We start from the raw sequence: 21,950 nt of genomic DNA on the forward strand, positions 1-21,950 counted from the left end.
CCAGCATTTTTGCGGTAGTGCAGAAATCTGGGGCTGCTACGCAGCCCATCGCGACACAAGGCCGCTCCTACAAAAAAGCGAGCCAATATTCTTGGCGGCGATTGGTTCCATAACCAAATCGTAGAAATCAATGTGCCATTAGTCAGGAAGGGTTAAACACCTCTTCCTATACTGCCTCTGGACAGTCTGCACAGGGTTGTAGCGCAGACGAGTGAAAACTCGATCATGAGGCATTCCATGGAATGGCTGGGGCTGCAACTGTTCGCCGACCTGCCGGCAACCGGGCGCATCGTCATTGATTGCAGGCATGAACCGTTCCTGGTTCTGCTCGCCTACTTCGTCGCCTGTGCGGCCTGCTTCGCCACCCTGGACATGGCCGAGCGCCAATCCCACAGCGAAGACCCCACCGCCCACCGACAATGGAACATGCTCGGTGCCTGCTGCCTTGCTGGTGGCATCTGGGCAATGCACTTCATCAGCATGCTGGCCTTCCAGGCGCCAGTTGAAGTGCATTACGACGCGTCCCTGACCATCCTTTCGCTGCTCATCGCCCTGGCCGTCGCCTGGCTGGCCATGCACAGCCTCGACCGCAGCCAGATGCAAACACACCATTACCTGCAAAGTGCGGTACTGATCGGCCTGGGTATCATCGTGATGCACTTCGTAGGCATGGCCGCCCTGGAAACCGGCGCCCGCCAGTACTACCAGTCCGGCCTGCTGCTGGCCTCGGCCACCATTGCCCTGCTCACCAGCCTGACCGCGCTGTACCTGGCCCGCTACTTCCGCCATGGCAGCGGTACCCTGCACCAGGCCATGAAGTACGGCGCCAGCCTGCTGATGGCCGGCGGTATCGTCGCCACCCACTTCACCGCGATGTCGGCCATGACCCTGGTCATCCCGGCCGACACCGCCCTGCGCCTGCCCTCTGGCGACAACAGCCTGCAATTGGCGCTGGGCATCGGCTTCATCACCCTGCTGATCAGTGCTGCCAGCGTCAGTACTGCGCTGGCCGACAAGAAGCTGCAAAGCAAGGAGCACGACCTGCGCCGGGTCAGCGTGCTGCTCAGCCAGCTCGACCAGGCCCGCGCGTCGTTGCAGCAGGCCGCGCACTACGATGCCCTGACCAGCCTGGTAAACCGCCGCGGTTTCAACCAGGTGTTCGCCGAACGCCTGGCCGAACACCAGGCCACGGAAAGCCACCTGGCAGTGATGTTCCTCGACATCGACCATTTCAAGCGCATCAACGACAGCCTCGGTCACGACGCCGGCGACGAACTGCTCAAGGTGATCGCCAGCCACATCAAGGCCGCCACCCGCAACCACGACCTGGTCGCACGCTTTGGCGGCGACGAGTTCTGCGTGGTCACCAGCCTCAACAACCGCGACGAAGCCCGCCATCTGGCCCAGCGCATCATGCAGAGGATGAAAGAGCCCATCAACCTGGGCGGACGGCGCATGGTCATGACCACCAGTATCGGCATCAGCATCTTCCCCGACGACGGCACCACCGCCGAAGAGCTGCTCAAGCATGCAGACCTCGCCCTTTACCAGTCCAAGGGCAACGGGCGCAACAGCCTGAACTTCTTCAACGACAGCCTGAAGACCCAGGCCTCGATTGCCCTGCAACTGGAAGAGGAACTGCGGGTGGCCCTGCTCGAGGAGCATGGGCTGTGCGTGCACTACCAGCCGATCTTCGACCTGCGCAGCAGGCAAGTGGCCAAACTGGAGGCCCTGGTGCGCTGGCGACACCCGCAACACGGCCTGCTTGGGCCCGATCGTTTTGTCGCCATCGCCGAAGCCAACGGGCTGATCATCGACCTCGACCTGTGGGTGCTGCGCCACGCTTGCGCCGACCTGGCCTACCTGCAGCGACACGGCCATGGCAACCTAAAGGTCACGGTCAATTGCTCGGCCGTCACCCTCAGCCACGACGAACTGCCCAACGAAGTGGAAAAGGCGCTGTTCCACGCCGGGCTCGCACCCCGGCAGCTGGAACTGGAAGTGACCGAGAACGCCCTGATGGGTGATATCCAGCGCACGGTCAACCTGCTCAAGCGCGTGCGCGCCCTGGGCGTGGCGCTGTCGATCGATGACTTCGGCACCGGCTACTCGTCACTGGCCTACCTCAAGCGCCTGCCGCTGGACGTGCTGAAGATCGACCGCAGCTTCCTGCAGGATGTGCCGGGCAGCCAGAAGGACCGCGAGATCGTCCAGGCGATCATCGTCATGGCGCATACCCTGCATCTGCAGGTGGTCAGCGAGGGCGTGGAAACCGCCGAACAGCTGGCGTTTCTCGAAGCCCACGGCTGCGATTACCTGCAGGGCTACTTGCTGGGCCGCCCGGAGCCGCTTGCCGAACTGCGCTCGCTGCTGGAGCGGCTGCAGCACCAGGGCGGTGTGTTCAGCCCTTGCTGCGATACAGCTCAACCAGGGTCGCCGGATCTTTTTGCAGGTAACCCTGGCTTGCGTGCAGGCGCATCAATTGTGCGGCAAGGCCACTGAGCGGCGTCGCCGAGCCTTGCTCGCGGGAAAACTTGACCGCGCCATCGAGGTCCTTGAGCAGCGTGCGCACGTGCCACTTGATCGGCTCGAAGCGGCTTTCGGCCATTTGCGGAGCGAGGATCTGCAACGGTTTGGAATCGGCAAAGCCGCCCGCCAGCGCTTCGGCGATCAGCGTCGCATCGACCCCGGACTGTTCAGCCAAGGCCACCACTTCGGCAATCACCAAGGCATTGCAGGCCACGATCATCTGGTTGCAGGCCTTGGTCACCTGGCCTGCGCCCACCGCCCCCATGTGTGTCACCCGCTGGCCGAGTACCTGCAGTACCGGGCGCGCCCGCTCCAGGTCGGCCGCCTCGCCACCGACCATGATCGCCAGAGTGCCGGCTTCGGCCCCCGGCGTGCCGCCGGAAACTGGCGCGTCCAACCAGGCCATGCCGCACAGCGCTGCCAGTTCGGCGGCCATTTCACGGGTGGCGGTTGGCTCCAGGCTGGAGAAATCGATCAGCAACTGGCCGCTGCGCCCGCCCTGAGCGATGCCTTGCTCGCCGAACACCACTTCGCGGACCACGGCCGTGTCGGCCAGGCACAGCAGCAGCATGTCGCTGTCGCGGCACAGTTCGGCAGGGCTGCTGGCCAGGCGCGCGCCGGCGGCGACCAGTGCCGCGCACTTGTCCGGGCTGCGGTTCCACACGGTCAGCGGGTAGCCCGCTGCCAACAGGCGGCGGCACATGGGCAGGCCCATCAGGCCGATGCCGGCGAATCCAAGCGAAGGTAGTTTTGAGTTCATCAATGACTCCGGACAAATTCGATATCGATCCGGGCCGCTTTGCGGCCTTCGCGGGCGCGCCCGCTCCCACAGGACCAGCGCTGGTCTGAAGAGCAGCATCTGACTGTGGGAGCGGGCATGCCCGCGAAGGGCTGCAAGGCAGCCCCCATTACGCATCCCGTAAACTGTTACCGCCACGCCGAATTGTTACTTCCCTCTACCCGCTTTGAGCGCCTTCGAGCACCAAAACGGGGCTGCTGCGCATTTTCGCGCACCAAAAGCGATCACGCCTCTGCCGGGGGCTTCACCTGGATCACGATGAACGGCGAAACCACCACCGCCCAGATCTCTGGATCGCGGCTTTGCAGGTCCAGGGCCTGCTCGGCGGTCACCGGCCCAACAGTGCCATCACTACGCCACTTGGCGAAGATCTCGCTGCGATTCTCGGCCATCGCCTCGGCAACGGTGATCAGGTCGAGGCTCGGGTCGACCCAAATCAGGTCACCCTTGGCCCAGAAACGCTCCAGCGCTTTCCACTCGATGATTGCCGTCTCGCCAAGCAATTTGGCATAGAGGGTGCTTGTTTGATCAGTCATGGGTGGTTTCCGCAAAAATCGGCCAATAAAAAAGGTCGGCATTTTTGCAGAAAAACCCGGTTTCAAATATGTAATTTGGTCGATTGATCCCGAACTTGTGGGGCGGGGTCGCAGATGCAGGCAGTTTGATGGCGCCTTTCTGTATCTTTGTGTCGACCATGCGACAACCCAGGAAGCAGGCACTTTTCGACCGCTTTTCAAGCGCTCGAACAGCGCTCTACACTGTACCGGTACAGTTCCGGGACATGTTCCGGGGGAAGGTGGGCTTGCGCGTTGGCATGGCCACGCCGCAAATCCCGCCCGGTCTGTAGCCCTGGCCGCCAGGACTATAAGAATTACAACAGAATGAGTGGAGCACTATGATCAAGATTTCCAAGCTGTTCGCCGCAATGGTTCTGGCAGGGGTAGCCAGCCATTCGTTTGCCGCCGATACCATCAAGATCGGGATTGCAGGTCCCAAGACCGGCCCTGTGACCCAGTACGGCGACATGCAGTTCATCGGCGCAAAGCAAGCCATCAAGGATATCAACGCCGCGGGCGGCGTGGATGGCAAGATGCTCGAAGCCAAGGAATACGACGACGCCTGCGACCCTAAACAGGCCGTTGCAGTCGCCAACAAAGTGGTCAACGACGGCGTCAAGTTCGTGATTGGCCACCTGTGCTCCAGCTCCACCCAGCCTGCGTCCGACATCTACGAAGACGAAGGCGTGATCATGATCACCCCGGCCGCCACCTCCCCGGAAATCACCGCCCGCGGCTACAAGCTGATCTTCCGTACCATCGGCCTGGACAGCGCCCAGGGCCCGGCTGCCGGCAACTACATCGCCGACCACGTCAAGCCGAAGGTGGTAGCCGTCCTGCACGACAAGCAGCAGTACGGTGAAGGCATCGCTACCGCGGTCAAGCAGACCCTGGAAGGCAAAGGCACCAAGGTTGCCGTGTTCGAAGGCCTGAACGCCGGTGACAAGGACTTCTCCTCGATCATCCAGAAGCTCAAGCAGAACAACGTCGACTTCGTCTACTACGGCGGCTACCACCCAGAGCTGGGCCTGATCCTGCGCCAGGCTCAGGAAAAGGGCCTGAAAGCCAAGTTCATGGGCCCGGAAGGCGTGGGCAACGACTCCATCTCGCAGATCGCCCAGAACGCCTCCGAAGGCTTGCTGGTGACCTTGCCGAAGTCGTTCGACGCGGACCCTGCCAACAAGAAGATCGTCGACGCCATCAAGGCTGACGGCAAGGACCCAAGCGGCCCGTTCGTGTTCCCGGCCTACTCGGCTGTCGAGCTGATCGCCCAGGGCATCAAGGCCGCCAAGTCCGAAGACGCCGAGAAGGTGGCCGAGGCCATCCACGCCGGCTCCTTCAAGACCCCGACCGGCACCCTGTCGTACGACGAGAAGGGCGACCTGAAAGACTTCAAGTTCGTGGTCTACGAATGGCACTTCGGCAAGCCGAAGACCGAAGTCTCCCCTCAGTAACTGCGTGACTAATAGCTGACCGTAGAAGCCCACTGTGCGAGCAGTGGGCTTTGTTTTACGAGGTTCATGGGCCTGATCCCCGCGATCCGGGGGCGGGTTCACCTGAAAATCTTAAAACCGTCACCCGCGGTTTCCTGGCCTACCCCCGCCAGCGAAATGCAAATCAGGTTTTTAGGAGCGCTGTAATGCCTGAGATCTACCATTTCTTCCAACAACTGGTTAATGGATTGACCATCGGCAGCACCTATGCCTTGATCGCCATCGGCTACACGATGGTGTACGGCATCATTGGCATGATCAACTTCGCCCACGGCGAGGTGTACATGATCGGTTCCTACGTGGCCTTCATCGCCCTGGCGGGCCTGGCCATGATGGGTATCCATTCGCTGCCGATCCTGATGACCGTCGCCTTCGTCGCGACGATCTTCGTCACCAGTGCCTATGGCTACAGCATCGAACGGGTTGCCTACCGCCCCCTGCGCAACAGCAACCGACTGATCCCGCTGATTTCCGCCATCGGCATGTCGATCTTCCTGCAGAACACCGTCTTGCTGTCGCAAGACTCCAAGGACAAGTCCATCCCCAACCTGATCCCCGGAAGCTTCTCGTTCGGGCCGGGCGGCGCGGAGGAAGTACTGATCAGCTACATGCAGATCCTGGTGTTCGTGGTCACCCTGGTGGCCATGACCTGCCTCACCCTGTTCATCTCCCGTTCCCGCCTGGGCCGCGCCTGCCGCGCCTGCGCCGAGGACATCAAGATGGCCAACCTGCTGGGCATCAACACCAACAACATCATCGCCCTCACCTTCGTCATCGGTGCCGCCCTGGCGGCGGTGGCGGCCGTGCTGCTGAGCATGCAGTACGGGGTGATCAACCCCAACGCCGGTTTCCTGGTGGGCCTGAAGGCCTTCACCGCGGCGGTGCTGGGTGGCATCGGCAGCATTCCGGGCGCCATGCTCGGCGGGCTGGTGCTGGGCGTGGCCGAAGCGTTCGGTGCCGATATCTTCGGCGACCAGTATAAGGACGTGGTGGCATTCGGCTTGTTGGTTCTTGTCCTGCTATTCCGGCCGACCGGCATCCTGGGCCGCCCGGAGGTTGAAAAAGTATGAACAGAAATCTCAAACAGGCGTTCTTCAGCGCCTTGCTGGTATGGGCCGTGGCCTTCCCGGTACTGGGCCTGAAACTGAGCATCGACGGCATCAGCCTGTCCGTGCACAGCCAGGGCTCGTTCAACCTCAGCATCATTGCCCTGTGCTCGGTGCTGATGTTCCTGCGCGTGCTGTTCGACAAGCAGTGGAACTCGGTAATGGGCCGCCGTTCGGATCGCAAGCTGATCCCGCCGGCGGTCAGCAACTACCTGACCCTGCCGAAAACCCAGCGCTACGTGATCATGGGCCTGATCGTCGCGGCACTGGTGTGGCCGTTCTTCGGCTCGCGCGGTGCGGTCGACATTGCCACGCTGATCCTGATCTACGTGTTGCTGGGCCTGGGCCTGAACATCGTGGTCGGTTTGGCAGGCCTGCTCGACCTCGGTTACGTCGGCTTCTACGCCGTCGGCGCCTACAGCTACGCCATGCTCTCGCACTACCTGGGCTGGAGCTTCTGGGTATGCCTGCCGATCGCCGGCCTGATGGCCGCTACCTTCGGCTTCCTGCTCGGCTTCCCGGTGCTGCGCCTGCGCGGTGACTACCTGGCGATCGTGACCCTCGGCTTCGGCGAGATCATCCGCCTGTTCCTGCGTAACCTCACCGACTGGACCGGCGGCCCCAACGGCATCAGCAACATCCCCAAGCCAGAGCTCTTCGGCCTGACTTTCGAACGCCGTGCCGCCGAGGGCATGCAGACCTTCCATGAGTTCTTCGGGCTGGAATACAACTCGATCAACAAGGTCATCTTCCTCTACCTGGTGGCCCTGCTGCTGGCCCTGCTGGCGCTGTTCGTGATCAACCGCCTGCTGCGCATGCCGATCGGCCGCGCCTGGGAAGCCCTGCGCGAAGACGAGATCGCCTGCCGTGCACTGGGCCTGAACCCGACCGTGATCAAGCTGTCGGCATTCACCCTGGGCGCCTGCTTCGCCGGTTTCGCCGGCAGCTTCTTCGCTGCGCGCCAGGGCCTGGTGACGCCGGAGTCGTTCACCTTCATCGAGTCGGCGATCATCCTCGCCATCGTCGTGCTCGGCGGCATGGGCTCACAACTGGGCGTGATCCTCGCGGCCATCGTGATGATCCTGCTGCCCGAGCTGATGCGTGAGTTCAGCGAATACCGGATGCTGATGTTCGGTGCGCTGATGGTGTTGATGATGATCTGGCGTCCGCAAGGCCTGCTGCCTATGCAACGTCCACACATGGAGCTGCGTCGATGAGCCGCGAAATTCTGCAAGTCAGCGGCCTGAGCATGCGCTTCGGCGGCTTGTTGGCGGTCAACGGCGTGGGCCTGACCGTCAAGGAAAAACAGGTGGTGGCACTGATCGGCCCGAACGGCGCCGGCAAGACCACGGTGTTCAACTGCCTGACCGGCTTCTACAAGCCCAGCGGCGGCACCATCCTGCTCGATGGCCAGCCGATCCAGGGCCTGGCCGGGCACCAGATCGCCCGCAAGGGCGTGGTGCGGACCTTCCAGAACGTGCGCCTGTTCAAGGAAATGACCGCGCTGGAAAACCTGCTGATCGCCCAGCACCGCCACCTGAACACCAACTTCTTCGCCGGCCTGTTCAAGACCCCGAACTTCCGCCGCAGCGAGAAGGAGGCCATGGAGCGCGCGCAGTACTGGCTGGAGAAGGTCAACCTGACCGAGTTCGCAAACCGTACCGCCGGCACCCTCGCCTACGGCCAGCAGCGCCGCCTGGAAATCGCCCGCTGCATGATGACCCAGCCGCGCATCATCATGCTCGACGAACCGGCAGCGGGCCTGAACCCGAAGGAGACCGAAGACCTCAAGGCGCTGATCGCCTACCTGCGTGAGTCGCACAACGTCACCGTGCTGCTGATCGAGCACGACATGAAGCTGGTGATGAGCATTTCCGACCATATCGTGGTGATCAACCAGGGCACCCCCCTGGCCCACGGCACGCCGGAAGAGATCCGCGACAACCCTGACGTGATCAAAGCCTACCTGGGGGAAGCGTAAATGCTGAAGTTCGAGAACGTTTCCACCTTCTACGGCAAGATCCAGGCGCTGCACAGCGTGAACGTGGAGATCAACCAGGGCGAGATCGTTACCCTGATCGGCGCCAACGGTGCCGGCAAGTCGACCTTGCTGATGACCCTGTGCGGCTCGCCGCAGGCGCACAGCGGCAGCATCAAGTACCTGGGTGAAGAACTGGTCGGCCAGCCGTCCTCGCACATCATGCGCAAGAGCATCGCGGTGGTGCCGGAAGGCCGCCGTGTGTTCTCCCGCCTGACCGTCGAGGAAAACCTGGCGATGGGCGGTTTCTTCACCGACAAGGGCGATTACCAGGAGCAGCTGGACAAGGTGCTGCAGCTGTTCCCGCGCCTGAAGGAGCGTTATATCCAGCGTGGCGGCACCATGTCCGGTGGCGAGCAGCAGATGCTCGCCATTGGCCGGGCGCTGATGAGCAAACCCAAGCTGCTGCTGCTCGACGAGCCCTCGCTGGGCCTGGCGCCGATCATCATCCAGCAGATCTTCGACATCATCGAACAGCTGCGCCGTGATGGCGTGACGGTGTTCCTGGTGGAGCAGAACGCCAACCAGGCGCTGAAGATCGCTGACCGGGCGTATGTGCTGGAGAACGGCCGGGTGGTGATGCAGGGTACTGGGGAAGCACTGTTGACCGACCCGAAGGTGCGCGACGCGTACCTGGGGGGTTGACCGGGAAAAGGGCCATCTACTGGCCCTTTTTTCTACCTGCCAGAAATGTATTGCCTGTGCTGGCCCTATCGCCGGCAAGCCAGCTCCCACAGGCCCCCACAACTTTCAGGAACTGTGGGGTACCTGTGGGAGCTGGCTTGCCGGCGATAGGGCCAGCACAGGCAACCATTAACTTGTGATCCAGCGCCAGCCTGAGTAACGTGGCCTGCTTTCACGGCAAAGACCCCCGGAGCCCGCCCCATGCGCCTCACCCCCACCCTGCTGCTCACCGCCCTGCTGCCCCTGTTCGCCGGCTGCCAGCTCATGGCTGACGCCCCCAGCGACCCGAACATCGGCACCACGCGCATGCAGGGCGAGTTGCGTGCTGCCGGAGGCCAGCTGCTTTTCAAGCCGTGCAGCGAAAACCGCACTTTCGTGATCAACGACGTCGCCGCCACCGGCATCCTGCAGGAAGCCGCCAACCTCGCCAAGGACGCCAACGACAAGCTGTTCGCCGACGTCCGTGGCCGCCTCACCGGCAGCAGGCAGGCCAACAACGACGGCCAACTGGAGGTTCGTCGCCTGTACCGCCTGGAACCTTCCACCCGCGCTTGTGAAGACCCCAACTTCAAGCAGCTGACCCTGCGCGCCAACGGCCACGAGCCGGAATGGGACATCAAGGCCAGCGGCAAAGGCATGGTGCTCAACCGCGTCGGCCAGGAACCCCTGCCCCTGCCCTTCCTGGAAGAAGAAGTGCCCGGCGGCGGCCTGACCCTGACCAGCGAAGCCAACGGCCAGCACGTGGAGCTGTGGGTCGCGCCACAACGCTGCGTAGACACCGCCACCGGTGCCATCCACCACCTGCGCGCCGAACTGCGCATCGACGGCAAGACCCTGCAGGGCTGCGGTTACTACGGCGGTGCGCGCGACAACTGATCGCCGGGCGCTTTTATCCTGCCAGTCGGGGCGGCGAACAGCTTATACTTGGCGGTTTGTGTAAAGCCGCCGGCCGCCCATGGCCGGGATACTGGACCCTGCCATGCTACGAATCACCGAACTGAAGCTGCCCCTAGATCATCCCGACGAAGCCCTGCGTGAAGCCATCGTCCAGCGCCTGGGCATCCGCGACGAGCAACTGCTCAGCTTCAACCTGTTCAAGCGCAGCTACGATGCGCGCAAGAAGAACAGCGAACTGCTGTTCATCTACACCATCGACCTGGAAGCCAGCAACGAAGCCGAACTGCTCAGCAAGTTCGCCGACGATCGCAACATCGGCCCGGCGCCAGACGTGACCTACAAGTTCGTCGGCCAGGCCCCTGCCGATCTGCAGGAGCGCCCGATCGTGGTCGGCTTCGGCCCGTGCGGCATCTTCGCCGGCCTGTTGCTGGCACAGATGGGCTTCAAGCCGATCATCCTCGAGCGCGGCAAGGAAGTGCGCCAGCGCACCAAGGACACCTGGGGCCTGTGGCGCAAGAGCGTGCTCAACCCCGAGTCCAACGTGCAGTTCGGCGAAGGCGGCGCCGGTACCTTCTCCGACGGCAAGCTGTACAGCCAGATCAAGGACCCGCAGCACCACGGCCGCAAAGTGCTGGAAGAGTTCGTCAAGGCCGGTGCGCCGGACGAGATCCTGTACATCAACAAGCCGCACATCGGTACCTTCCGCCTCACCGGCATGGTCGAGCAGATGCGTCAGGACATGATCGCCCTCGGCGCCGAAGTGCGCTTCCAGCAGAAGGTCACCGACCTGCTGATCGAGGATGGGCAGCTGACCGGCGTGGTGCTGGAGAGCGGCGAACAGCTGCACTCGCGCCATGTGGTGCTGGCCCTGGGCCACAGTGCCCGCGACACCTTCCGCATGCTGCATGCCAAGGGCGTGTACATGGAAGCCAAGCCGTTCTCGGTGGGCTTCCGCATCGAACACCCGCAAACGCTGATCGACAAGGCGCGCCTGGGCAAGTACGCCGGTCACCCGAAACTTGGTGCCGCCGACTACAAGCTGGTGTACCACGCCAAGAACGGCCGTTCGGTGTACAGCTTCTGCATGTGCCCGGGCGGCACCGTGGTCGCCGCCACCAGCGAGCCAGGCCGGGTGGTTACCAACGGCATGAGCCAGTACTCGCGTAACGAGCGCAACGCCAACTCCGGCATCGTCGTCGGCATCGACCCCGAACGCGATTACCCGGGCGGCCCGCTGGCCGGCATCGAGCTGCAGGAGCGCCTGGAAGCCCACGCCTATGTGATGGGCGGCAGCAACTACCAGGCCCCGGCGCAGCTGGTGGGTGACTTCGTCGCCGGCCGGCCGTCGACTGCGCTGGGCAGTGTCGAGCCGTCCTACAAACCGGGCGTGACCCTGGGCGACCTGGCGCCGAGCCTGCCGGACTTCGCCATCGAGGCCATTCGCGAGGCACTGCCGGCGTTCGACCGGCAGATCAAGGGCTACAACCTGCATGATGCGGTGCTGACCGGGATCGAGACCCGCACCTCGTCACCGCTGCGCATTACCCGCGGTGAGGACTTCCAGAGCCTGAACCTGAAGGGGCTGTTCCCGGCGGGTGAAGGGGCTGGGTATGCGGGCGGGATCCTGTCGGCAGGTGTCGATGGCATTCGTATCGCCGAGGCGGTGGCGCGGGATATGCTCGGCCTCTGAGCCTTTATTACATGCCAGGGCCTCTTCGCGGGTAAACCCGCTCCCACAGGTACTGCACAGGTATTGAAGACTGTGAAGTACCTGTGGGAGCGGGTTTACCCGCGAAAGGGCCACTGCAGACATCAGAAAAATCCACAACAAACATCAGACTTCCCCTCCCCACTCTTTCCCCATCTGCATCTAGGCTTCCCTCAGCCCAGCCAGTAACACCATATAACAAAAACGAATATAGTTTTTGTTTGAAAGCATATCGTCACAGGCTAGGGTGTACGCCCGTTCCATCGTCAACTGCTCATGGAGAGCCTATAGCCCGTGCGTAGCCTGTTCACCCGCTTCTTCCAGCTCGAAGCCGCCAGCGGCCTGTTGCTGATCGCTGCGGCCATCCTGGCCCTGGTCATCAACAACTCGCCGCTGTCCTACCTGTACAGCGGCCTGCTCGACGTCCCCGTCGCCGTCCAGGTCGGCGCGCTGCACATCGCCAAACCGCTGCTGCTGTGGATCAACGACGGCCTGATGGCCCTGTTCTTCCTGCTCATCGGCCTGGAGGTCAAGCGCGAGGTGGTCGACGGCCACCTGTCCAAGCCCTCCCAGGTGATCCTGCCAGCCACTGCCGCCGTGGGCGGCATGGTGATACCGGCACTGATCTACTGGTTCATCAACCGTGACAACCCGGCGGCCGTGGCCGGCTGGGCGATCCCCACCGCCACCGACATCGCCTTCGCCCTCGGCGTACTGGCCTTGCTGGGCAAGCGCGTGCCGGTGTCGCTGAAACTGTTTCTGATGACCTTGGCGATCATCGACGACCTGGGTGCGATCATCGTCATTGCCCTGTTCTACTCGGGCACCCTGTCGAGCGTGTCGCTGCTGCTGGCCGCCGCCTGCCTGGTAGTGCTGGTGGCCATGAACCGGCTTGGCGTGGTCAAGCTTGGGCCGTACATGGTCGTTGGCCTGATCCTGTGGGTCTGCGTGCTCAAGAGCGGTGTGCATGCCACCTTGGCCGGGGTTGCCCTGGCCCTGTGCATCCCGCTGCGCACGCGCCATGCCGAACGCTCGCCACTGCTCGCCCTGGAGCACGCCCTGCATCCTTGGGTCGCCTACGCCATCCTGCCGCTGTTCGCTTTCGCCAATGCCGGTGTATCCCTGGCAGGCATGACCGTAGAAAGCTTCACCCACCCGGTGCCACTGGGCATCGCCGTAGGGCTGCTGCTGGGCAAGACCGTGGGTGTCTTCGGCCTGACCTGGGTCGCGGTCAAGCTGCGCCTGGCCGCGCTGCCTGCAGGCGCCAGTTGGGGGCAATTGCTGGGTGTGGCGATACTTTGCGGTATCGGCTTCACCATGAGCCTGTTCGTTGGCTCGCTCGCCTTTGTGCCTGGCAGCAGTGATTACGCCGGAATGGACCGCATGGGTATTCTCACCGGCTCGTTCTTCGCCGCCGTGATCGGCTATGCGATAACCGCCATGGCCAGCCGCAAGCCCAACGTCGGCTGACCTGGCCGCAGCATGAAAAAACCCCGACTGGCGAGCGCCATGTCGGGGTTTTGTCTTGTTGGGCAACGGTCAGTGCGTGACGCGGCTGGTGCCATCGACAGTCATGATGCGCACGCGGTCGCCAACGCGGAAGATCTCGTTCTGCTGCACGGCCTGCACATAGGCACGCATGCTGCCATCATCCTCACGCACGGTGATTTCGACACCTTGGGTACGAGTCAGCCCTTCTTCGGCGGCGGAACCGGCCAGGCCACCGGCAACGGCACCGATCACGGCAGCGACGATACTGCCACGGCCACCACCCACGGCGCTGCCGGCCACGCCACCGACGATGGCGCCAGCACCACCGCCGATCGGGGTCTTGGTGCCTTCGATCTTGACCGGGCGCAGGGACTCGATGGTGCCCATGCGCACGGTTTGCACGCGGCGGGCCTCATCACGGGAGTAGCTGTCACCGGTCAGGCTCGAGGCACAGCCACCCAGCAACAACGACATGGTGGTAAAGGTCGCCACCAGCAAAGCGGATTTACGCATGGGTAAAGTCTCCATAAGTCAGGTGCTCATTAGACGCTGCACGTTGACGGCTGTCACGGTACAAACGTAATAAAATTGTTTTCATTCAGCCAAGGGACAGCCTGCGTGGCTGTGTCGAGGCCTTTCAAGTGAGACCAAGGATAGCCATGGATTACTTCATCGTCGTGGTCACCACCGTTGCGGGGTTGTACTTCCACTGGTGGCTGTATGTGCGCATGCGCCGCTGGATGGACCGTGACCTGGCGTTGTCGCTGGCTGGGGCGGACCCTGGAAAACGCACGTATATGCTGCAAAGGCTGGAGCAGGCGCGGGTGGAGAAGGTGGGGCGCAAGCAGTTGGCGGGGTGGTTGGAGCGGGAGGCTGCGGGGTATCCGGGGTAGCCTTGGAGATTGCTGGGGCCGCTTTGCGGCCCTTTCGCGACACAAGGCCGCTCCCACAGATTGGGTCTGCGCTGTACCTGTGGGAGCGGCCTTGCGTCGCGATGGGCTGCGCAGCAGCCCCCGGAATCTCAGGGCGCCAACCGCTCCCGCAGCCACTGCCCATCCACCAGCCGGTAGTTCAGTCGGTCATGCAGGCGGCTGGCCCGCCCCTGCCAGAACTCGATGCGTTCAGGCAGCAAACGATACCCACCCCAATGTTCCGGGCAATGCGGCTGGGTGTCGGAGAAGCGCGCCTCGGTGGCCTTGACCAGCCCCTCCAGCTCCTCACGGCCGGCAATTACCTGGCTCTGCGGCGAAGCCCAGGCTCCCAGGCGGCTGCCCAGCGGGCGCACCTGGTAGTAGGCGTCCGACTCCTGGGGCGTGACCTTTTCCACCCGCCCTTCAATGCGCACCTGGCGCTCCAGTGCCGGCCAGAAGAAGGTCATGGCGGCGAAAGGGTTGACCAGCAGTTGCTGGCCCTTGGCACTATCGTAGTTGGTGAAGAAGGTGAAACCACGCTCATCGAGCCCCTTCAGCAGCAAGATACGGCAGTGAGGGCGGCCTTCACCATCGACAGTGGCCAAGGTCATGGCGTTGGCTTCCACCGGTACCTGCTCGGTTTTCACCGCATCGGCGAACCACTGATGGAACAGGGCGAACGGCTCCCCCGGGGCCTGGGCTTCGGCCAGGCCATCACGGGTGTAGTCGCGGCGCATATCGGCCAGGGATTGGGTCATTGCTGCGTTCCTTGACGATCAGTTGGTCTTCGCAGGGCTGTTGGCAGCTACTTTCTTGTCAGTGGTAGCTTTCTTGGCGACGGGCTTGGCCGGCGCGGCTTTTTTCTTGGCCGTGGTCTTGGCTGGCGCCTTGGCCTTGGCTTTGGTTACAGGCTTCTTCGCCGCAGCCTTGGTGGCCGGCTTGCTGTCGGCAGGCTTGGCGGCAGGCGCCTTGACGTCCTGCACCGCCACCATCGGGGCCCGCGCCGGGGCGGCTTGCTGATACTTGGCCAGCAGGGCGACCATGGTGTTCTGCGGGGTCAGCAGCATTTCCACACGGCGGTTCAGGGCACGGCCCTCGGCGCTGTCGTTGGCGGCGCGCGGCATTTCCGAGCCCATGCCCTTGAGGTTCAGGCGATCACGCTGCAGGCCGCTGAGGCGGAAAATGGCCGACACCGAAGCGGCGCGCTCCAGGCTGAGCTTCTGGTTGGCGGCAGCGACACCGCTGCTGTCGGCATGGCCGAGCACCAGCACGGCGGTCTTGGCATCGCCCTCGACAGTCTTGGCCACACGAGTGATCGGGCCCAGGGTCATCGGCAGCAGCATGTTCGGACGATCAGGGTTGTACGAGCTGTCCACCGGGATGGTTACGGCCAGCACGTTGTCACGGCGCTCCAGTTCCAGCTTGCTGCCCTTGATCGCCTCACGCAGCTTGGGCTCGTACTCGTCCAGCCAGGCCTGGGTGGCCTTCTGGTCGATCTTCGGTACCACCGGCCCCTTTGCCTGCTTCTCTTCACCGCCGAACGGCCACCACCAACGGCTGGCGTTGTCGGACTTGGCGTCGGCCTTGGCCACGTTTTCCGTGACGGCTTGCTTCACTTCCTGCTCGGCAACCTTGTCCGAACCGAAGGGCCACCAGCTCGAGGCGCTGTCCTTCGAGCCGTCCTGGGGGTGACTGGCGCAGCCGGTAACGGCGGTCAGGCACAGGGCGAGTGCTAAGGTTTTGTGTGAAGACATCAGCGATACACCATGAAATAGAAAGAAATTTTGCCTACGCCTTTCAGGCGTTGGCATTGAGGATAGTCAAAGGGGTGGGGCAACACCCGCATTACCCGATCAAAGGCAACTGGCAAGGACGCGTACCAGTTTCTGGGCTCGCGGGTCCATGAGCACATAAGGGCCGAGGGTATTGACCACGAAACCGAAGGCCACATCGTGTTCCGGGTCAGCGAAACCGACCGAGCCGCCGGCGCCTGGGTGGCCGAAGGCGCGGGCCCCGAGGCCGAAGGTGGCATTGGCCACGTCGGGCTGGTCGAGCATGCAGCCCAGGCCAAAACGGGTCTGGGTGAGCAGGGTGCGATCCTGCCCGAGGCTGTGCTCACGGGTCAGTTCGTCGAGCAGTTCGGATTCGAGCAGGCTACCGTCCAGCAACCCGGCATAGAAGCCCGCCAGGCTGCGCGCATTGCCATGGCCATTGGCCGCTGGCTGCTGCATGCGCCGCCACTCCGGCTTGTTGGTACTGGTCAGGATCGCCGGTGGGTTGGTGAAGGCACGGGTCGACAGGGCCTCGGGCTCGCGCATGGTCACCTGCAGCAGGCGCTGCGCCGCAGCGTCCCCGGCGTTGCCCTTGCCACGGGCGATGTGCGCCACGCGATAAAACTCATCGTCCGCCAGGCCGACATGAAAATCCAGCCCCAACGGCCGAGCGGTACGGGCCACGATCGAGTCGCCGGGGCCACGGCCGTCGGCACGGCGGATCAGCTCGCCGATCAGCCAGCCGTAGGTAATGGCGGCATAGCCTTGCTCGGTGCCGGGTGTCCACCAGGGCGTTTCGGCAGCCAGCGCATCGACCATGGCCTGCCAGTCATACAGCGCTTCGGCCGGCAGCAGCTCACGGATGGCCGGCAAGCCGGCACGGTGGCTGAGCAGCTGGCGCAGGGTGATCGCCTGTTTGCCTGCCTGGGCGAACTCGGGCCAGTAGTTGGCCACCGGCGCATCGAGGGCCAGCTTGCCCTCGCCGACCAGTTGCAGGGCGGTGACAGCGGTGAAGGTCTTGGTGCAGGAGAACAGGTTGGCGATGGTATCGCTGTGCCAGGCCTGCTGGCCGTCCTTGTCGGCACTGCCGGCCCACAGGTCGACCACGGTTTCGCCACCAACCTGGATGCACAGCGCGGCGCCACGCTCCTGGGGATCATCGAACAGCGCGGCAAAGGCTTCGCGCACTGCTTCGAACTTCAGCTCATAGTGACCCTGGATCTGCACCCGCTGTTCTCCGTACGACCAATTCCGAAAATGGTGTGCATTGTTTCAGTAGTTTGGCGTTTTGCAAACTGGCTTGGGCTGGGTGGTCACTGTGGGAGCGGCCTTGTGTCGCGATGGGCTGCGCAGCAGCCCCGGCAATTTGTGCATTGCGGCGGAGATCCTGGGGCTGCTGCGCAGCCCATCGCGACACAAGGCCGCTCCTACACCAGACCGCGTCAGCCGGTTGCTAGGGCGCCGGTTTTTCCAGTTGGGCGCGCAGCTGGCTCATTGCCTGCAAGTTGCTCTTGCGCACGGCATCGACAAACCCCGGGTATGGCATATCGGTGATCGCCACCAACCCGAGGTGGCCGTTCTCGCCATCGAGCAGGCGGCCGCTGGCCGGCTGGTCGAGGTACTGGAACCAGTGCGCGCCAACGATCATCGGCTGCGCCAGGGCCGCCTTGAGGAAGTTGCCGTAGGCTGGGCCACGATCTTCTTCCCGCGCCACTTCCAGCGGCCCCGGCCAGAACGGCCCGCGATCGCGCGAGCCGAACTGGAACTCGGACACCAACACCGGCTTGTCCAGCTCGGCCAGGCGGGCGAAGTCGTAGCCATCCTGCGGCTTGATGGTATAGAAGTTGAAGCTGAGCACATCGCAGAACTCCGCGCAGGCCTTGACCGCCTCCGGCGTGCTGACGGCATAGCGGCCCCCCAGCAGCAGGTGATTGGGCGCATGCCACTTCAACGAGTCGGCAATGGTCCTGAAGTAGGTTTCGGCGAACACCTGCTGGAAGTGCTGGTAGTCCCGCTCGATTTCCGGATGCTCCGGGTCGGGCAACGGTGCCTCGAAGCCCGGGTCCTCCATCAGTTCCCAGGCGGTCAGCTCGATGCCCCAGGCCTTGGACAGCCCTTCCTGGTTGCGGTACTTGTCACGCAACTGCTTGAGGAAGGCGCGCTTGGCCGGTACATCGGTGGTCAGGCGCAAGGTACCGTAGGCCAGGCCGTAACGCGCCTTCGGGTCGCTACCGGGGGCGGCCCAGGCCAGTTCGTTGTCGGCGAAATAGCCGATCAGCCAGGGGTCGTCACGGTGATCGCGGGCGGCAATGGCCACGGCGCGCTCGGTAGCCATGGCAAAACGCGGGTCGAACGGGTCGGGCATGCGGCCCCACCAGTCCATGCCGGTGCTGATGCTGGCGTAATCCCCCACGATCGATAGCGGCAAGGTGTACGGCATGCGCCTGGCCTGGCCCAGGGCCGGCTCGCTCCAGTTGCCGACCGTGTTGAAACCCCAGGCCTGCAGGCGGTCGAGCGCATGCGCCTGCCAGCGGGCTGTATCCAGCGCCAATGGTGGGCAGTTGGCCGGCTGCCCTTCTACCGCGGGCGGGCAGGGTTTGCCATAGGTGCGCTGCAGGTTGGCGGCATAGAAATCGAACCAGCGCCCCTGTTTGAAGTTGCGCCCTTGCGACGAGGGGTTGCCGTCGTCGTTGTTGCCGTCGCCATAGAATGCGGCCAGTGCATCACCCTCGCCCGGCAACGCCTTGAACATCCCTTCACGCCCGGCGACGTAGGTACGCCCGCCATCCGCGGCCACAGCATTCACCCCCAGGGAATAGAACGGATGCCCCTCGGGCGTTACCAGGTACCAGCGGCCGTCACGCTTTTCGGTGCGGAAGAAGCCTTTGGCCTCGAACGCCGGCCCGGCCAGCAGGCCACCGTATGCATCCAGCTGCTGCTTGCCACGCTCTGCCAGCCAGCCTTTGAGCTGTTGCTGCTCGCGTGCATCGGCCGCCTTGAGCTGCTCGTCATTGGCAACCTTTTCAGGCCAATGGCCGCGGGTGGACTGGCCATAGGCATCGATCAGCTCATGGTAGGCCGCCTTGTAGGCCTGGTCGTCATCCTGGATCCCGACCCGCTCGATCAGCAGGTTCTGCGCCACCTTGGGGTTGGGGATACTCAGGCTGACCGACGTCACCTGCTTGAGGTCGACCGCGCCGGCGCTGCTGGTCAGCAGCAGGCGCTGGCCGCCATGGTTCCAGGGCATGGGCGGGCCGGCGCGCATGCCCTGGCTCAGCGGCGAGCTGGCCGTCAGCGGTACCATCACGGTTTGCGCAGGACCGGCCGGAAGGTCGATGCGGCTGGTCAACGTGCGGCCATCACTGCCCTGCACCATGACGTCCACGGTCAGCGCCCAATCCATCGCGCTTTGCAGGCGCAAGGTCAGGAACTGACCGCCGGACCAGTCCCACACACCGCTTTGCGGGCTGAGGCGCAGGGTCGGCCGCTGGGCCGGGTTGAACACCACGCGCCGCAACACTTCGCCTTCGGCCGTCTGCTCCGCGTTGTACTGCGGCATGCCGGCATCCTCGGTCGCCACGTTGACCACCGAGGCCGGGCGCACGAAGCTGAACAGCGTCTGCTGCCCAGCCAGCAAGGGCGAGCTGAACAACAGGGCGAAAATGGCGGGCAGGGTACGGCGGACCATAAGGCTGGGGCTCTCCTTCAGGGCCCTCATGGCCCACGACTGAGTAATGGACAACGCGCCGGAGCAAGTGTGCTCCGGCGGTCAGGAAATCTCCCGCCGGAACGGCGGCAGCGCATTGAGAATAGCCTTGCCGTAGCGCTGGGTGACCAGGCGCCGGTCAAGCAAGGTGATGACACCGCGATCCTGTTCGGTTCGCAGCAGGCGGCCGCAGGCCTGGATCAGCCGCAGCGAGGCGTCGGGCACGGCAATTTCCATGAACGGGTTGCCGCCGCGAGCTTCGATCCACTCGGCCAACGCCGCTTCGACCGGGTCGTCGGGCACGGCAAAGGGAATCTTGGCGATCACCACGTGCTCGCAGTAGGCACCCGGCAGGTCGACACCCTCGGCAAAGCTGGCCAGGCCGAACAGCACGCTGTGCTGGCCATCGTCGACCCGCGCCTTGTGCTTGTTCAGGGTTTCCTGCTTGGACAGGTTGCCCTGGATCAGCACCAGCTTGCGCCAGTCACGGTCCAGGCCATCGAACACGTCCTGCATCTGCTTGCGCGAGGAGAACAGCACCAGCGCGCCGCGGGCATCTTCGACGATGTTTGGCAGTTCGCGGATGATCGCTGCGGTATGCGCCGCCGCATCCCTCGGGTCGGCCTTGAGGTCGGGGACCCGCAGCAGGCCGGCATCGCCATGCACGAACGGGCTGGGCACCACGCAGGTGACCGCGTCACGCGGCAACCCCGAGCGCATGCGGAAGCGGTCGAACTTGCCCAGCGCGGTCAGCGTCGCCGAGGTCACCAGCGCGCCATGGGCCACGCTCCACAGGCTGCGGCGAAGCATTTCGGCGGCCAGGATGGGGCTGGCGTTGACTTCGATATCGAACAGCGCACCGCTCTCGGCCAGCGTCAGCCAACGGGCCATGGGCGGGCTGTCTTCCGGGTCTTCGGCGGTAAAGGCCGTCCACAGCTCCCAGTTGCCCTGGGCACGGGTGACCAGGCTACCGAACAGCGGGTACCACTCCTCGGCCTGGTGGCTGGCGATGCCGATGTTGACCTCACCGTCCATGCCTTCCTTGAGCAGGTCGGCCAGGCGGGTGAACAGGTCGTTGAGGCGGGCAAAGCCCTTTTTCAGCTCGATGCCCACTTCGCGAATCTGCTCCGGCACCACGCCGCCTTCGAAGCGGTAGCGCGGGCGCTCACGGCCTTCGTTGTCCTCGCTGGGGCGGAAGTCGGCAACCTGCTCGCACAGGGTGAACATGAACTGCTGCTGGGTGCGCACTTCCCGCGCAAGCTCCGGCACCTGTTCGATGTACTTGCCCAGGTCACCGGGCAGCGGGTGCTGGGCCAGCAGCTTGGTCAGGTTCTTGGCGGTCTGCTCCAGCCAGTCGGCAGTGGAACGCAGGCGCGAATAGTGGGCGAAATGGCCGATGGCCTTGTCCGGCAGGTGGTGGCCTTCGTCGAACACGTACATGGTGTCGCGCGGGTCGGGCAATACCGCGCCGCCGCCCAGGGCCAGGTCGGCCAGCACCATGTCGTGGTTGGTGACGATCACATCGACCTTGCCCATGCCTTCGCGGGCCTTGTAGAACACGCACTGCTGGAAGTTCGGGCAATGACGGCCGGTGCACTGGCTGTGGTCGGTGGTCAGGCGTGCCCAGTCCTGGTCTTCGAGGGCTTCGGGCCAGCTGTCGCGGTCACCGTCCCAGCGGTTGCCGGCAAGCTTCTCGATCATGCTGTTGAACAGCTTCTGGCTGCGCTCGTCGACTTCGATGTGGAAGCCTTCTTCCTCGAACAGCTGGGCGGTGGCCGATTGGGCGTGGCCCTCCTGCAGCAGGATGTCGAGCTTGGACAGGCACAGGTAGCGGCCACGGCCCTTGGCCAGGGCGAAGCTGAAGTTCAGCCCGCTGCTGCGCATGAGGTCGGGCAGGTCCTTGAAGACGATCTGCTCCTGCAGCGCCACGGTGGCGGTGGCGATCACCAGGCGCTTGCCGGCGGCCTTGGCGGCCGGAATGGCAGCCAGGCTGTAGGCCACCGTCTTGCCGGTACCGGTGCCCGCCTCCACTGCCACCACGGCAGGCTCGCCGGCACGGCGGCCTTCTTCGTCGCAGGCGATGTCGCCGAGCACCTTGGCCACTTCGGCGATCATCAGGCGCTGGCCATAGCGCGGCTTGAGGCTCTTGGCTTCGAGAAAACGCGTATAGGCGCCCTGGATGGTGGCTTTGAGTTCGTTGCTGATCATGGTCTGCAGGCGCCCGGAGGGCTGGATATATTTTCAGTGTTTCGCATGGGG

18 protein-coding genes are annotated in these 21,950 nt (G+C 63.9%); 10 read left to right on the forward strand and 8 right to left on the reverse strand.

Annotated features, from left to right (window positions below):
* The first annotated feature begins 237 nt into the window (after positions 1-237).
* The gene (locus ABIB24_RS05460; protein ID WP_274121148.1) at positions 238-2,502 is read left to right on the forward strand and encodes a putative bifunctional diguanylate cyclase/phosphodiesterase; all 2,265 of its coding nucleotides are present in this window, start codon (positions 238-240) and stop codon (positions 2,500-2,502) included.
* Here the strand turns inward: ABIB24_RS05460 and ABIB24_RS05465 are convergent.
* Entirely contained in the window at positions 2,402-3,289 is an 888-nt protein-coding gene (locus tag ABIB24_RS05465) for an NAD(P)-dependent oxidoreductase (protein ID WP_075046117.1), read from the reverse strand. The genes ABIB24_RS05460 and ABIB24_RS05465 overlap by 101 nt on opposite strands.
* A 263-nt stretch (positions 3,290-3,552) precedes the next feature.
* Entirely contained in the window at positions 3,553-3,864 is a 312-nt protein-coding gene (locus tag ABIB24_RS05470) for a DUF2288 domain-containing protein (RefSeq protein ID WP_274079438.1), read from the reverse strand.
* 359 nt (positions 3,865-4,223) lie between these two features.
* Between ABIB24_RS05470 and ABIB24_RS05475 the strand changes: the two genes are divergently transcribed.
* From ABIB24_RS05475 to nhaA, 8 genes are all read left to right on the forward strand, one after another.
* Positions 4,224-5,339, forward strand: a complete 1,116-nt coding sequence (locus tag ABIB24_RS05475; protein WP_025340355.1) for a branched-chain amino acid ABC transporter substrate-binding protein — start codon at positions 4,224-4,226, stop codon at positions 5,337-5,339.
* A 185-nt stretch (positions 5,340-5,524) separates the two neighbouring features.
* Positions 5,525-6,448: a high-affinity branched-chain amino acid ABC transporter permease LivH gene (gene livH, locus ABIB24_RS05480; protein ID WP_025340356.1), complete on the forward strand. Its 924-nt coding sequence runs from the start codon at positions 5,525-5,527 to the stop codon at positions 6,446-6,448.
* Entirely contained in the window at positions 6,445-7,701 is a 1,257-nt protein-coding gene (locus ABIB24_RS05485; RefSeq protein ID WP_025340357.1) for a high-affinity branched-chain amino acid ABC transporter permease LivM, read from the forward strand. The genes livH and ABIB24_RS05485 overlap by 4 nt, the downstream gene beginning before the upstream one ends.
* Positions 7,698-8,465 carry a high-affinity branched-chain amino acid ABC transporter ATP-binding protein LivG gene (gene livG / locus ABIB24_RS05490; protein ID WP_025340358.1) on the forward strand — a complete coding sequence of 256 codons (768 nt, stop codon included), beginning with the start codon at positions 7,698-7,700 and terminating at the stop codon, positions 8,463-8,465. The genes ABIB24_RS05485 and livG overlap by 4 nt, the downstream gene beginning before the upstream one ends.
* On the forward strand, positions 8,466-9,167 hold the full coding sequence (locus ABIB24_RS05495; protein WP_013973921.1) for an ABC transporter ATP-binding protein: 702 nt from the start codon (positions 8,466-8,468) through the stop codon (positions 9,165-9,167).
* Positions 9,168-9,407: 240 nt separating this feature from the next.
* A complete protein-coding gene (locus ABIB24_RS05500) occupies positions 9,408-10,082 on the forward strand; it encodes a COG3650 family protein (RefSeq protein WP_025340360.1) in 675 nt (224 codons plus the stop codon).
* A gap of 103 nt (positions 10,083-10,185) precedes the next feature.
* Entirely contained in the window at positions 10,186-11,793 is a 1,608-nt protein-coding gene (locus ABIB24_RS05505; protein WP_046614721.1) for an NAD(P)/FAD-dependent oxidoreductase, read from the forward strand.
* Between the two features lie 312 nt (positions 11,794-12,105).
* Positions 12,106-13,281 (forward strand): Na+/H+ antiporter NhaA, encoded by a 1,176-nt coding sequence (nhaA, locus tag ABIB24_RS05510; RefSeq protein ID WP_085590187.1) that lies wholly within the window; start codon positions 12,106-12,108, stop codon positions 13,279-13,281.
* Positions 13,282-13,350: 69 nt separating this feature from the next.
* Here the strand turns inward: nhaA and ABIB24_RS05515 are convergent, their stop codons facing one another.
* Entirely contained in the window at positions 13,351-13,815 is a 465-nt protein-coding gene (locus tag ABIB24_RS05515) for an outer membrane lipoprotein (protein ID WP_013973925.1), read from the reverse strand.
* 146 nt (positions 13,816-13,961) lie between these two features.
* Between ABIB24_RS05515 and ABIB24_RS05520 the strand changes: the two genes are divergently transcribed.
* Positions 13,962-14,195, forward strand: coding sequence for a hypothetical protein (locus ABIB24_RS05520; protein WP_274079436.1), 234 nt, complete (start codon positions 13,962-13,964; stop codon positions 14,193-14,195).
* A 128-nt stretch (positions 14,196-14,323) separates the two neighbouring features.
* Here ABIB24_RS05520 and pdxH read toward each other — a convergent pair whose 3' ends face one another.
* The 5 genes from pdxH to dinG all read right to left on the reverse strand — a co-directional run bounded on the left by pdxH (position 14,324) and on the right by dinG (position 21,899).
* The gene (gene pdxH, locus ABIB24_RS05525) at positions 14,324-14,971 is read right to left on the reverse strand and encodes a pyridoxamine 5'-phosphate oxidase (RefSeq protein ID WP_025340364.1); all 648 of its coding nucleotides are present in this window, start codon (positions 14,969-14,971) and stop codon (positions 14,324-14,326) included.
* Between the two features lie 18 nt (positions 14,972-14,989).
* Positions 14,990-15,967, reverse strand: coding sequence for an OmpA family protein (locus tag ABIB24_RS05530; protein ID WP_085614187.1), 978 nt, complete (start codon positions 15,965-15,967; stop codon positions 14,990-14,992).
* A 99-nt stretch (positions 15,968-16,066) separates the two neighbouring features.
* Positions 16,067-17,212 carry a serine hydrolase domain-containing protein gene (locus tag ABIB24_RS05535; protein WP_354316194.1) on the reverse strand — a complete coding sequence of 382 codons (1,146 nt, stop codon included), beginning with the start codon at positions 17,210-17,212 and terminating at the stop codon, positions 16,067-16,069.
* A gap of 226 nt (positions 17,213-17,438) precedes the next feature.
* Complete coding sequence (locus ABIB24_RS05540) at positions 17,439-19,673, reverse strand: beta-galactosidase (protein WP_354316195.1); 2,235 nt, start codon at positions 19,671-19,673, stop codon at positions 17,439-17,441.
* 81 nt (positions 19,674-19,754) lie between these two features.
* Positions 19,755-21,899: an ATP-dependent DNA helicase DinG gene (dinG, locus tag ABIB24_RS05545; protein ID WP_013973931.1), complete on the reverse strand. Its 2,145-nt coding sequence runs from the start codon at positions 21,897-21,899 to the stop codon at positions 19,755-19,757.
* Between the last annotated feature and the right edge of the window lie 51 nt (positions 21,900-21,950).

It is taken from the genome of Pseudomonas sp. UYEF17 (assembly GCF_040546125.1).
Lineage (GTDB): Bacteria > Pseudomonadota > Gammaproteobacteria > Pseudomonadales > Pseudomonadaceae > Aquipseudomonas > Aquipseudomonas putida_Z.

Coding starts and splice junctions, on each gene's coding strand:
- ABIB24_RS05460 (WP_274121148.1), top strand. CDS start 238: ATGGAATGGCTGGGGCTGCAACTGTTCGCCGACCTGCCGGCAACCGGG.
- ABIB24_RS05465 (WP_075046117.1), bottom strand. CDS start 3,289: ATGAACTCAAAACTACCTTCGCTTGGATTCGCCGGCATCGGCCTGATG.
- ABIB24_RS05470 (WP_274079438.1), bottom strand. CDS start 3,864: ATGACTGATCAAACAAGCACCCTCTATGCCAAATTGCTTGGCGAGACG.
- ABIB24_RS05475 (WP_025340355.1), top strand. CDS start 4,224: ATGATCAAGATTTCCAAGCTGTTCGCCGCAATGGTTCTGGCAGGGGTA.
- livH (WP_025340356.1), top strand. CDS start 5,525: ATGCCTGAGATCTACCATTTCTTCCAACAACTGGTTAATGGATTGACC.
- ABIB24_RS05485 (WP_025340357.1), top strand. CDS start 6,445: ATGAACAGAAATCTCAAACAGGCGTTCTTCAGCGCCTTGCTGGTATGG.
- livG (WP_025340358.1), top strand. CDS start 7,698: ATGAGCCGCGAAATTCTGCAAGTCAGCGGCCTGAGCATGCGCTTCGGC.
- ABIB24_RS05495 (WP_013973921.1), top strand. CDS start 8,466: ATGCTGAAGTTCGAGAACGTTTCCACCTTCTACGGCAAGATCCAGGCG.
- ABIB24_RS05500 (WP_025340360.1), top strand. CDS start 9,408: ATGCGCCTCACCCCCACCCTGCTGCTCACCGCCCTGCTGCCCCTGTTC.
- ABIB24_RS05505 (WP_046614721.1), top strand. CDS start 10,186: ATGCTACGAATCACCGAACTGAAGCTGCCCCTAGATCATCCCGACGAA.
- ABIB24_RS05515 (WP_013973925.1), bottom strand. CDS start 13,815: ATGCGTAAATCCGCTTTGCTGGTGGCGACCTTTACCACCATGTCGTTG.
- ABIB24_RS05520 (WP_274079436.1), top strand. CDS start 13,962: ATGGATTACTTCATCGTCGTGGTCACCACCGTTGCGGGGTTGTACTTC.
- pdxH (WP_025340364.1), bottom strand. CDS start 14,971: ATGACCCAATCCCTGGCCGATATGCGCCGCGACTACACCCGTGATGGC.
- ABIB24_RS05530 (WP_085614187.1), bottom strand. CDS start 15,967: ATGTCTTCACACAAAACCTTAGCACTCGCCCTGTGCCTGACCGCCGTT.
- ABIB24_RS05540 (WP_354316195.1), bottom strand. CDS start 19,673: ATGGTCCGCCGTACCCTGCCCGCCATTTTCGCCCTGTTGTTCAGCTCG.
- dinG (WP_013973931.1), bottom strand. CDS start 21,899: ATGATCAGCAACGAACTCAAAGCCACCATCCAGGGCGCCTATACGCGT.